Source organism: Pseudomonas sp. UTLPPB19802, assembly GCF_059730225.1.
In genome coordinates, this window is record NZ_AP048545.1 from 4,585,375 (window position 1) to 4,597,581 (window position 12,207).

General features: G+C 61.5%; 10 protein-coding genes. 3 read left to right on the forward strand and 7 right to left on the reverse strand.

From position 1 onward, the window contains the following. Positions 1–263: 263 nt before the first annotated feature. The 5 genes from AC6I6U_RS19735 to AC6I6U_RS19755 form a co-directional block, all read right to left on the reverse strand. Positions 264–1,703: an outer membrane protein transport protein gene (locus tag AC6I6U_RS19735; RefSeq protein ID WP_497877705.1), complete on the reverse strand. Its 1,440-nt coding sequence runs from the start codon at positions 1,701–1,703 to the stop codon at positions 264–266. Between the two features lie 115 nt (positions 1,704–1,818). Then, positions 1,819–2,304 (reverse strand): alkane oxidation protein activator PraB, encoded by a 486-nt coding sequence (gene praB, locus AC6I6U_RS19740; protein WP_497877706.1) that lies wholly within the window; start codon positions 2,302–2,304, stop codon positions 1,819–1,821. A gap of 142 nt (positions 2,305–2,446) precedes the next feature. After that, positions 2,447–2,938 (reverse strand): alkane oxidation protein activator PraA, encoded by a 492-nt coding sequence (praA, locus tag AC6I6U_RS19745; protein WP_497877707.1) that lies wholly within the window; start codon positions 2,936–2,938, stop codon positions 2,447–2,449. 134 nt (positions 2,939–3,072) lie between these two features. Beyond that, positions 3,073–4,350 (reverse strand): alkane 1-monooxygenase, encoded by a 1,278-nt coding sequence (locus tag AC6I6U_RS19750; protein ID WP_497877708.1) that lies wholly within the window; start codon positions 4,348–4,350, stop codon positions 3,073–3,075. A gap of 266 nt (positions 4,351–4,616) precedes the next feature. Next, entirely contained in the window at positions 4,617–5,609 is a 993-nt protein-coding gene (locus AC6I6U_RS19755) for an alpha/beta fold hydrolase (RefSeq protein WP_497877709.1), read from the reverse strand. 255 nt (positions 5,610–5,864) lie between these two features. Here AC6I6U_RS19755 and AC6I6U_RS19760 point away from each other — a divergent pair, with 255 nt between their 5' ends. From AC6I6U_RS19760 to AC6I6U_RS19770, 3 genes are read left to right on the forward strand one after another with little or no spacing between them, the layout of a single operon-like run. Further along, entirely contained in the window at positions 5,865–7,421 is a 1,557-nt protein-coding gene (locus tag AC6I6U_RS19760) for a flavin-containing monooxygenase (protein ID WP_497877710.1), read from the forward strand. Then, the gene (locus tag AC6I6U_RS19765; protein ID WP_497877711.1) at positions 7,418–8,320 is read left to right on the forward strand and encodes an SDR family NAD(P)-dependent oxidoreductase; all 903 of its coding nucleotides are present in this window, start codon (positions 7,418–7,420) and stop codon (positions 8,318–8,320) included. Before AC6I6U_RS19760 ends, AC6I6U_RS19765 begins: the two co-directional genes overlap by 4 nt. A gap of 33 nt (positions 8,321–8,353) precedes the next feature. Further along, on the forward strand, positions 8,354–9,184 hold the full coding sequence (locus tag AC6I6U_RS19770; protein WP_497877712.1) for a metal-dependent hydrolase: 831 nt from the start codon (positions 8,354–8,356) through the stop codon (positions 9,182–9,184). 22 nt (positions 9,185–9,206) lie between these two features. Here the strand turns inward: AC6I6U_RS19770 and AC6I6U_RS19775 are convergent, their stop codons facing one another. Together AC6I6U_RS19775 and AC6I6U_RS19780 are read right to left on the reverse strand one after the other, a co-directional pair. Continuing rightward, entirely contained in the window at positions 9,207–10,283 is a 1,077-nt protein-coding gene (locus AC6I6U_RS19775) for an HlyD family secretion protein (RefSeq protein ID WP_497877713.1), read from the reverse strand. Continuing rightward, positions 10,280–11,941, reverse strand: a complete 1,662-nt coding sequence (locus AC6I6U_RS19780) for an MFS transporter (protein WP_497877714.1) — start codon at positions 11,939–11,941, stop codon at positions 10,280–10,282. Before AC6I6U_RS19780 ends, AC6I6U_RS19775 begins: the two co-directional genes overlap by 4 nt. Between the last annotated feature and the right edge of the window lie 266 nt (positions 11,942–12,207).

Consider the following 12,207-nt stretch of genomic DNA (forward strand, 5'->3'; position numbering starts at 1 on the left):
ATCCTTGATCAGCCGCCCAGGAGGCGGCTCGCAGGCCTTACCTTACAAAGAATAGAGACGTTTTAAAATTATTTTTTAAATTAATTTTTAGAAAAAACCTGAAACAAAAAAACCGACCCCCGGTCGGTTCTGCAAAGGCAGGGAATCAATGAATGCGGGCGCTACGACGATGACATCGAAAAGGACCACGCCGGATGCGCCAGCACCGCCCTCTCCCTGTCATCGTCGTACACGGTCCCTTTTTGCCGCGTCGACGAGACGTGTCAGAACTTGTAGGTTGCCGACAGGCTCACCACTTCACCCGAGGACTCGGCCTTGCCGTCAAGCGTCGAGCCGCCCAGGCGATCGACGTTATGCGTCTGGATCTTGGCTTCTTTCACGAACTGCCGCGAATAGGCGCCGTCGATACTCAGTCCGGGAATTTCCTTGATCTCGTAACCGAAGCCCAGCGAGGTGAACCAACGGTCATTGTCGGGAATCCGCGGGTCACGCGTGGTGTCGCGGGTTGGCGTCTGGTCGAAGGCCACACCGGCACGCAGGGTCAGCCGGTCGGTGAATTTGTAGTCGCCGCCCAGCGAGTACATCATCGAGTCCTTGTAGTTGTAGGGAATCGCCACCAGGACGTTGCCATCGGACTTGAGGGTCAGGTCCTTGAACGACGACCACTGGGTCCAGGTCGCACTGGCGCCCAGGGTGAAGCGGTCATTGAACACGTGAACCCAATCGAGACCGGCAGTGGCTGGAATGTCCAACTGGGTGCTGGCATTGGCGCCATCCGGGAACAGCTTCAGGCCTGGGTAAGCCAACTCGACGAGCGACTCGCCGTTGGGGCCGAAGGGTTGGGTCATGTAGGTCCGGCCCAGTGCATCGGCACGGATGTTGTACTTGCCCTCCATCTTGTTCTTGATCTTGGCGTGATAGTTCAAGCCCAGGGTGTCCTGGTCGGTGGGCTTCCAGACCACACCGGTGAACCAGCCCACCGAGGTGTTATCCACCTTGACCCGGATCAGGTTGGAACCGACCCCGGAAGGAAATGGCAGGCCGATGTTCGGCGAGAGCGCCGCGCCACCCGTCAGGTTGAGGTTCTGGCTGACGAAGCCCTTGCTGTGCTGAACGATGACACCGGCACCGAGGGAGAACTCATCGTTGACCTTGAACGACAGGGAACCGGTCAGGCCGACGGTTTCAATCTTGGTGTCTACGGCGAAATCGCGTCCCTTCCACTCATCCTCCCAGGTACTGCGCATACCCTGTGGCACGACCTGGCTGAGGCCGAAGGCAAGGCGATCGTTGATCGGCATGACCATGAACCCTGTCGGCAACCAGGCGGTGAAACCACCCTGCCCGCCATCACCGGTCAGCGGTACGGCATCACCTGGGATACCGTTGCCATCCACAGGGGTAGTTGAAGCAGGATTGCCCTGATAATCAGTGGCAGTCCCTTTGTATTTGATCTTGATGCGGGCGTAGTCCACGGTGAACTGCGCGACATTCTGGTCGATGAAAGCCATGGCTGCCGGGTTGTTGTAGGCAGCACTGGGGTCATTCTTGAACAGTGAACCACCACCGAACGCGCGCCCCCAGCCGGGAGCACCATAAGTCGGGGTGGAGAAGCCGCCGGCCTGTACCGGTACCGTAGTCCCCAGCCCTCCCAACACGGCCAGTGCGACTGCGATGCGTAAATGTTGTTTCTTATTATTCATGCCCCACTCCTTATTATTATCAACCGCAACCGGTCATCCCGGCCTACCCACGCTCAGACGGGCGCCTCCGAGGAGGCGCCGTCCTTTTCAACGAGTGATCAGCACGTTGTCTTTCTTATTGCAGAACGAAAGTCGGGCTAGGCGTAACGCTCAGAGCGGTGATGCTGCAGCTGCCAACCGCCTGTGGAGTAGGCGACAGCGACAGTACGCCACCGCTGTAGGCAACAGTCACATCGGCAGTACCGCAGTTGCTGACGATCTTGAAGCTCACACCTGCCACCGTTGCACTGGAGGTGCTGGTGGGAGTCAGGGTCCATGGCAGGTTCTGCATGACGGGTACGCCGCACAGTGCGTTGCTGCCACTGACAGAAGCGCCAGTGATCGAAGCGGTTTTGCTGTCGGCTGCAACGTTACCCGTGAAGGTGATGTTGCAAGTAACCGGCAGGTTGAACGAAGCAGGCGATTTCACCGTGATGGTACCCGGCGCGGTGAAAGCGGATCCTGCGGCAGGGCTGGTGATAGTCGCGGCGTTAGCCATCGATACAGCGCCCATGCAGACAGCCATGGCAGTTGCAGACACGAGAGTTTTGATGCCTTTCATTGTTGTTTTTCCTCACATGTATGGCGATTCATTTCGCCGGGGTTAATGGCCTTTTGAGACAACACGGAGTACCGCAACCACGACCGAGCTTCCCTTTCAGCCAAACTTCAAAATTCCTGGTGTTGCTTGGACTGCCGCCGACTCAGGGGATGACCCGAAAGGTCGGTGGCATCTGGATCGAAACCGTCTTGATGGTGCAGCCGCCGTCCAGTGCCACGTTGGCCGCCTGGAGCTTGCCGGTGCTGTTGTTCCAGCTGCCTTCGGCGGTGGTGGGCCCGCAGTCGCCGCCCACCAGCGGTGCGTGCACGGTGACCTGGATACCCGACATCGCGCCGCTGGTTTCATCCTTGGCGATCAGCTTCCAGGGCAAGTGCGTGGCCTCGACCTGGCCACACTTCAGGCCGCCGTCGAAACCGACTTTCTCGACGCTGACATAACTGCCGTCCGAACTGATCCGGCCGCTGACCTGAATGGTGCAATCGGCGCTGATAATGCTCTTGGTAAAACTGATCGGCCCCTTGGCGGTGAACTCGGCGTTGGCCGGCTCGATACGCGCAGCGGCAAAGGCCGGCGCCACTTGGGAGAAACCCAGCAACGCGGCAACTACACGAACGGTCAACAGAACTTTCTGCATGGTTGACATCCTTCTCGTTACTTATTGTTTTTCTTATCAGTCAACTTGTACTGCCGGTATGGCGCCGATGAAAGTTGGCAAGCCGCTCCCGTCATGCTCTCTCTTCAAAAGAGCATTCAATGCAACGCTTCAACTCAATCGGTGTAACGAGTGCCGTACTGTTGTAGCAACTGCTTTCGCTTGGAAGGTTGCAGGTTGGCCAGGCGCACATCCCCTGAGTAGTGCGCCAGCACCCGCTTGTCCATCAGCCGTCGCCAGAGGAATGGCACGTAGGCCCAGACAATCATGCTCGCGTAGCCGTACGGCAGTTGCGGCGACTCGTCGAAGTGACGCAGGGCCTGGTAACTGCGGGTCGGGTAGGCATGATGATCGGAGTGACGCTGCAACTGGAACAGGAAGATATTGGTGACAATACGATTACTGTTCCAGGAATGCCGTGGCGAACAACGCTCATAACGACCATTGGGCAACTTCTGACGCAACAGTCCGTAGTGTTCCACATAGTTCACGACTTCAAGCAACGAGAACCCGTAAATACCCTGGATGACCAGGAAAGGAATCACCGCCGTGCCCAGCCAGGCAATCAACACGGTCCAGAGCACCACACTGAACAACCAGGCATTCAACACCGCATTTTTCCAGTGCAGGGTAGGCAGCCCCTGCTTGTGCAGGCGATCACGCTCCAGATGCCAGGCCGAGCGCAGGCTGAACCAGACCGAGCGTGGCAGGAAGCTCCAGAAACTTTCCCCCAGCCGCGAGCTGGCCGGATCCTCCGGAGTCGCCACTCGTACATGGTGACCACGGTTGTGTTCGATGAAGAAGTGTCCATAAAAGGTCGGCGCCAGGGCCACCTTGGCCAGGAACTGTTCCAGCGGCTTGGTCTTGTGCCCCAGTTCGTGGGCAATGTTGATTGCGATGCCGGTCGCCGCTCCGGTCGACATGGCCATGCCCAGGTAGGTGAAGCCATTGACACTGCCATGCACCTGGGCACGCTCGGTGAGGTAGCCCATCAGCCCGGCGAACCCACCCTGCCAATGCAGTGACTCGGACAGGCGCAGCAGGCCACCACCGATGATCCAGTCGACGCCGCCAGCCGCCATCCAGGCCGTGCTGACCAGCGAGACGCACATCAGCGCAACGCAGCTGTAGATGATCCAGCGATAGTAGGTCTGTTTTTCGAGGTCCGGAACGATGGCTTCCGGTGGGTTGCTGCGGTCTTCGCCGAGCAGGCCGTCGATCATCGGGATCAGGCCGAAGATCACCACCACGCCGATCCACCACAACGATTGGATGCCGGTTACGACGGCGAGCATGCCGGACAATACGGGAGTGGCCATCGGCAAGGCGCCCAGCCACCACAGATGACGCTTGCCGTCGGTCCAGATACCAGATGCAGCGAGAGTGGAGTTCATGGCAACCTCCGTACAGCGGCTTGCGCGGTATCGGATGCCACCGAAAGGTAAATCGTACGCTGCCCAAGGCAGCAGGCAGGAGTAAAGAGACAAAATGCTTCAAAAGGCGTTATTTTCATTATTCTAACCGCTCAATTGCATTTTTTAAAAAAAACATTCAAAACGTTTTTTAAAAAACTAGCCCGATTTCGATAGCTCGTCAACTATTTTTTTGACGTCATTTTGAATGTCGCGGGTGGTGCAGTCCGATCCTTCTGCAAGCAAGCTCAAGAAGGCGCAACTGCGGTCATTTCATGCTGCTGGGTGACACCGTGCTGCTCGTTTGCCCGAGCGGCGATATCCAGGACCATGGCGACCACCGGCTCGACCGCCGTGATCGGCAGCATGTGCCCTCGCCCCTCGAGAATATCCATTTGAATGCCCGGCACCAGGCGCGCCATCGACTCGCCGTGCCTTCGATAGTCCAACACTTCGTCCTGCGAGCCATAGATCAGCCCCACCGGCAGCTGGAGCTGCGGATAGCGCCGGACCATTCTCGGCAAATCGTCGTTGACCGTGGCGATCTCACTGGAGGCGCAATAGAAGTTGCCGGAGCGCATGCCGAGCAGACCACCGCCACGCTCGGCAAAGTCGGCCGGCGCACGCTCGGGAGCGAACACCGCCTTGAGCAGGCTACCGCGCCCGAGCATGGCCATCGGCGCCGCCAGCGTCAGGGCGACCCAGCGCCGAATGAAGTCGGGCCTCACCCCCAGTGACAGGAACACCAGCGGCAACATGCGCTGGGGATGAGTCAGGGGAGCCACCAGCACCAGGCCGGACACCCGCTGCGGATGATCGAGCGCCAAGGCCAGGGCCAACGCACCACCCAGTGAATGCCCGACGATCAACGGCTGGCCGAGGTGGAGGATTTCGATGAAACGGGCAATCAGGCTGGCCTGTGCACTGATGCTGACCCCGGCCCCCGGCGAACGGCTCGAATAACCGGAGCCGGGACGGTCCAGGGTAATCACCCGGAACTGCTCGCGCAGCCTGGGCGACAGCGAATGAGTCAGGTTGCGGCCACAGCCGGACAGGCCATGGATCATGACCAGCGTCGGACCCTTGCCTTCGTCCACATAGTGGATGCGCTCGCCATCGACCTCGATGAAGCGCCCCTCGGCCGGTACGCTCTCTTCGATCCGGCGATTGATCCGCTGGCTGGCAGCCCAGAGTCCGACACTGCCCAGCACAAAAGCGACCGCAGCTACGCCCCATCCCATTCCGTCAGCCCTCTGCATCCCTGCACCCGACTCCAGAGCCGGTATTGGCTCCTGTCGTGGCTATCTCCTGACGCCCGTCGACGATCCCCACCGGTCAGGTGGGTCGGTCAATCTGCACAGATCACTAGCGTAGGTGATATTTTCAGGTAAATTATTTAAATTAATTTTTAAAACAAATAATTTAATTGTGCAATACCGGGTTTTCATCCAGCGACGAACTGATTGTCAGGCGTCGCCACAATCGAGGTACACACCATGAATGCGTACTCGTCACCCCCCGCCGGCCGCGAATCAGTCGATATCGCGATCATCGGTTCCGGCTTTGCCGGGCTGTGCATGGCCATCAAGCTGAAACAGGCCGGGATGGCCGATTTCTTCATTGCCGAACGGGCCGATTCACTCGGCGGCACCTGGCGGGACAACCACTATCCGGGCTGCGCCTGCGACGTGCAGTCCCATGTCTATTCCTTTTCCTTCGCGCCCAACCCGCACTGGAGCCGGCAGTTCGCCCAGCAGGCGGAGATCCGCGCCTACCTGGAGCGCTGTGCGCAAGACTTCGGCCTGGCGCCGCATCTGCGCTACAACATGGCACTGGAGAAGGCGGTGTACGACGAGACGCTGCAGCGCTGGCAACTGAGTTTCAGCGATGGCCGCGAAGTCAGCGCGCGGGTGCTGGTCAGTGGCATGGGCGGGCTGTCGCGCCCGGCCTTGCCGGATATTCCGGGGCTGGAGAATTTCCAGGGCAAGAGCTTTCATTCCCAGGACTGGGATCATCAATATCCGCTGGAAGGCAAGCGGGTCGCGGTGATCGGCACCGGCGCCAGCGCCATCCAGTTCGTGCCGCAAATCGCCCCGCGAGTGGCGCACCTGAGCCTGTTCCAGCGCACCCCACCGTGGATATTGCCCAAGCCCGACCGCCGGGTGTCCGGGGTTGAACGCTGGCTGTTCACCCACCTGCCGTTCACCCAGCGACTGGCCCGTTCGACCCTCTACTGGCTGCTCGAAAGCCGGGTCATCGCCTTCGCCCGCCAGCCCAGGCTGATGAAGCTGGTACAGAAAGTCGCCCTGCGGCACCTGCACAAGCAGGTCGCGGCACCGACCCTGCGCAAGACCCTGACCCCCGACTACACCATCGGCTGCAAGCGCATCCTGATTTCCAACGACTACTACCCGGCGCTGACCCGCAGCCACGTCAAGGTGGTGACCCAGGACGTGCAACGGATAGAGGCCGACGCCGTGGTCACGGCAGACGGCGTTCGCCATCCGGTCGACTGCCTGATCTACGGCACCGGCTTCCAGGCCACCGAACCGCTGCCCCCTGGCCTGCTGATCGGGCGCAATGGCGTGGACATCATGGACGCCTGGGCCGAAGGTGCCCACGCCTACCTGGGCACCTGCCTGCCCGGCTATCCCAACCTGTTCATGATCATCGGGCCGAACACCGGCCTGGGACACAACTCGATGATCCTGATGATCGAAGCCCAGGTCGACTACATCCTCCAGGCGCTCAAGCAGATGCGTGACCAGCGCATCCGTGCGCTGGAAGTCCGGCCCCAGGTGGAGAGCCAGTACAACAGCCGCCTGCAGCAGCAACTCAAGCGGGCGATCTGGTCCACCGGCGGCTGCCGCAGTTGGTACCTGGACCCACGTACCGGCAAGAACACCACGCTCTGGCCAGGCTCCACCTGGCGCTTCCGCCAGGAGACCCGCCACTTCGAACTGCGCGACTACCTCACCTTCGGCGAAAGCCTGCAGCGCCCCGCCGCTACCACCTCCACCGCCACCGAACCCGCACAAGGCAGCCACTCATGAAGACATTCGACGGCAAGGTCGCTGCAATTACCGGTGCCGGCTCCGGCATGGGCCGCGCGCTGGCCATCGCCCTGGCCCGCGAGGGTTGCCACCTGGCGTTGGCCGACAAGAACGCTGCCGGCCTGGAACAGACCCTGGTCCTGGCCCGTGCCGCAGCGCTGCTGCCCCTGCGCATGACCTCGCAGGTGCTGGACGTGGCCGATCGCCTGGCGATGTTCGACTGGGCGGCGGCGAGCGCTGCCGAGCACGGGCACATCAATCTGATCTTCAACAACGCCGGCGTGGCGCTGTCGAGCACCATCGAGGGCATGAGCCTCGAGGATCTGGAGTGGATCGTGGGTATTAACTTCTGGGGCGTGGTGCATGGCACCCAGGCGTTCCTGCCCTACCTGAAGCAGTCTGGCGAGGGGCATATCGTCAACACCTCCAGCGTGTTCGGACTGTTCGCCCAACCGGGGATGAGCGGCTACAACGCCAGCAAATTCGCGGTGCGCGGTTTTACCGAGGCGCTGCGCCAGGAACTGGACCTGATGAACTACGGCGTCTCCGCCACCAGCGTGCACCCCGGCGGTATCCGTACCGATATCGCCCGCTCCAGCCGCATCAGCGACAACGTCAAGGGCTTGCTGATCGACAGTGAACAGCAGGCCCGCGCCGATTTCGAGAAGCTGTTCATTACCAGCGCCGAACAGGCCGCGCGGGTGATCCTGCAGGGCGTACGCAAGAACCGCCGCCGCGTGCTGATCGGCCGCGACGCCCACGCCCTCGACCTGTTCGTGCGGCTGCTGCCGAGTGCCTACCAGGCCCTGGTGGTGTTCGCCACCCGCCGCCTGTCGCCCCTGGGCCGGCGCAAGAACAAGGCCGCAGGCTATGACGTCAAGGACTCGGGCGGCATCTGACCGCCCCCAACCGACATTTCAGGAGGGCCAGCCATGCTGCCAATCCGTCGCGATATCCACCCCGAACTGCCCGCCGAACGCATCAAGGACTGGCACGCCGAGGGCCCCTGGGTCACTCACTTCTTCAACGCCCTGTCACTGCTGTTCCCTTCCGGCGAGCTGTTCTTCATGGACAGCGTGCGTCACTACCGCAACCAGGTAGAGGACCCGCAACTGCGCAAGGCGATCCAGGGCTTCATCGGCCAGGAAGCCATGCACAGCCGCGAACACGTGCTCTACAACGATTTGCTGGAGAATGCCGGCCTGCCCGCGCACATGCTCGACCGACGCTTGCGGATCATCCTCGACTTCCAGAAGAAACACTTCGCCCCCTCGTTCAACCTGGCGATCACCATTGCCCTGGAGCACTACACGGCCATGCTCGCCGACCTGCTGCTGCGCGATCCGAGCCGTTTCGGCGACTCGGTCGAAGGCTACCGGCAGATGTGGACCTGGCATGCGCTGGAGGAAACCGAGCACAAGTCGGTGGCCTTCGATGTCTGGAACACGGTGATCAAGCCCGGTCCCAGGCGTTACCTGTTGCGTACGGGGGCGATGCTGTCGACCACGTTCTTTTTCTGGCTGGTGGTGTTCGACTTCCATGTCCGCCTGCTGATCGCCGACCGCAAGGCCGGGCATCACCTGCGTGGGTGGTGGCGGATGGTCAAGTACCTGTTCGGCTGGCGCGGGATATTTCCCAGGATTGCCCTGCCCTGGCTGGATTACTTCAAGCCGGGCTTCCATCCTTGGGACCATGACAACCGCGATCAGCTGGAGCGGATCGACGGGTTGATGGAGGCCATCCGGACCCAGGCCGCCAAATAGACAGGCGTGGAGCGAGCGCCACTTAAAAGGCCTCCTCCACCACCTTCACCTCACTGGCGGTATCGATACTCACCACCACCGACATCCCAGGCCGCAGACGCTCGGCCTCGGCCTGTCCCGGGTCGACGGTGATACGTACCGGCACCCGCTGGGCGATCTTGACGAAGTTGCCAGTGGCATTGTCAGCCTGCAGCAGGCTGAACTCCGAGCCTGTGGCCGGCGAGATACGCTGGACCCGCCCGCTGAACCGACGATGATCGAGCGCGTCGACCGTGAAGCTCACCGCCTGCCCTTCGCGCACCGCGGCCATCTGCGTTTCCTTCATGTTGGCGATGACCCAGCGCCGGTCCGGCACCAACGCCATCAATTGCGCCCCGGAGTTCACATAGGCGCCCAGACGCACGCCAATCTGCCCCAGTTGTCCGTCACGTGGCGCAAGGATCCGGGTATTGGACAGGTCGATGCGCGCCAGTTCGACTGCGGCCTCGGCATTACTCACCGCCGCCTCCAGGGAACCGCGATTGACCACTACCGTCTGCAGGTCTTGCCGGGAAATGTCCACGGCGGCCTCGGCCTGGGCCACCGCCGCCAGGGTCTGGGCCTGGTCGGCATCGCTCTTGCGCGCCTGGGCCTTGCTGTTGGCCAACGCCGCACGCCGCTGGGCGATGGTCGCCTCGGCACTGCGCCGTTGCTGGTCGTTATTGGCCAGGGCAGCCTTCTGCACCGCCAGCTGGGCCAGCGCCTGGTCCAGATGCTGCCGGTAGATCCGGTCGTCCAGGCGCACCAGCAGGTCGCCGGCCTTGACGTGCTGGAAGTCCTGCACCGGCACCTCAAATACGTAACCGCTCAGTTGCGGACCGATCAGCGTCACTTGACCGCGCACCAGAGCATTCTCGGTGCTTTCAATCGCGCTGCTGAACGGCGGCAGTTGCCAGGCATAAAGCACGATCAGCACCCCCGCCAGGGCGATGGCGGCAAAACCCAATGACGAAATGATCCGTACCCGCAACGAGCGCGGCTCGGTCGACGACGCACCGGGAGGCGTCTGGCCCTCGGCCGTGGCGGCAATGGCATTGGTAGTGGTGACGGATTCGCTCATCGTGGTGTGGTACCGCTGCTAGAGGTGGAAGGTGGAGTATTGCCGGCGACCCGCCGCGTGGTGCTCATCAGCCACAGGCTACGGATGAAGATCCAGATCATGGTCAGCACCGCGATCAGCGCGATCAGCATGAACACGTCGTTGTAGGCCAGCACATTGGCCTCGCGAGTCGCCGCGGAGGCCAACGCACGCATGCCCTGGGTGGTACGCAGCGACGGGTCGAAAATCGTCGAGGCGTAACCGGCGGCGGAACCCTGTATCCGCGCCGCCACCAGCGGATCGCTCAGGGTCAGGTGCTCGACAATGCTGCTGGAGTGGATTTTCTCGCGCACCACCTGGAAGGTCCCCAAAAGCGCCGAACCGATCAGCCCGCCGAGGTTGTTGCAGATCCCGAACAGCACGGAAAAACTCACCAGGTTACGCGGGTTGGTGATCACGTTGCGGGTACCCAGGGCCATGGTCGGCCCCACGAAGAAAGTACCGCCGAAGGCCAGCAGGAACTGGCTGAGGTACATGTTGGCCGGACGGGTCAGGTTGTTCGAGAAGCTGTCCATGGAAGAGCCCAGCGCCATCAGCCCCAGGGAGATGATCAGCGGCATGAACAGATGGTCGGGATGAATGGTCAGGGCACTGACCGCCAGCCCGGCGACGCTGCCCACCAGCATCACCATATAGAGGCTGCGCATCTGCTCACTGCCCATGTTCAACGCCTGCAGGAAACCCACCGCGCCGGTGGACTGTTCGGAGAACACCAGGCGAATCAGGATCACCGCCAGCGCCAGGCGGATCATCGCCCCGCTGCCCAGCCAGCGGGTCATCAGCATCGGGTTGCTGCGGTTGTGTTCGATGGCCAGCCCGGCCAGGATCAGTGCAATCGACGCCGCGCTGGCAACGCCGATCCACGGCGCCTCCAGCCACCAGTCGATGCGTCCCAGGGACAACACCGCGCACAGCAGCGCCACGCCCGTGGCAAGTACCGCAAAGGTGAGAAAATCCAGCTTCTCGAAGGTCCGGAAGCGGTCGCCAGGCGGCAACTTGAGCAGAAAGACGCAGCCCAGTGCCGCCAGCGCCAGGCCCAGCTCGAACATGTACAGGCCGCGCCATTCGGCGATCTGCAGCAGGTCCTCGGAAAACAGCCGGGCCAGGGGCAGCGCCAACTGCGAAGTCCCCAGGCCCAGTACCAGGGCCTTGAGCCGCCATTTGGCCGGAAATGCCTGGATCATGTAGTAGAGGCCGAGAGAACTGAGCGCCGCACCGACCATGCCGTGGGCGGCACGCACCGCGATGGCCGAACTGAGGTCGTTGACGAACAGATGGCCAAAAGTCACCAGGGCGTAGAGCACCAGGAACACCTCGGTGAACGCCCGCAGGCCGAACTGCTGGCGAAACTTCACCAGCAACAGGTTCATCGAGACATTGGTCATGACATAGGCGGCCGGCAGCCAGGCCATCTCTGCGGTGGTGGCGCCGACCGCCCCCTGCAGGTACGGCAGGTTGGCCACCACCAGCGCATTGCCCAACCCGCCGGTCACGGCCACCAGCAGCCCGACCATGGCGTAGGCCAGGCGCCGGGGCGTCGAATGCAGCGGAGTCGAGGGTGAGCCGGGCAGACTGGGGCGCTCATGGGGCTGCCAGTTACGCGGCGTGTACTGATTCATCCAGGATTCCCGAAGACAAGGTCTGCTTGAAGATTACTGATTTTCCTACAGTACCGGCAGCCTGTCAGAAAAATCCCCATGCTCGAAGTCATGGCGGCTACCTGAGCAAAAAACCGCCGACTGCAAGCAGGAAAACGTTACAAGTTTTCACATCTATTCAACTTCCTGAATAGAGCCTGTCTGTATGTCAAAAAGGACACGATCTTGATCCATCTTTCATAGGCTTTTCACATCTCTGCGTTTACCGTAGTCCCTGTTCAGGACTT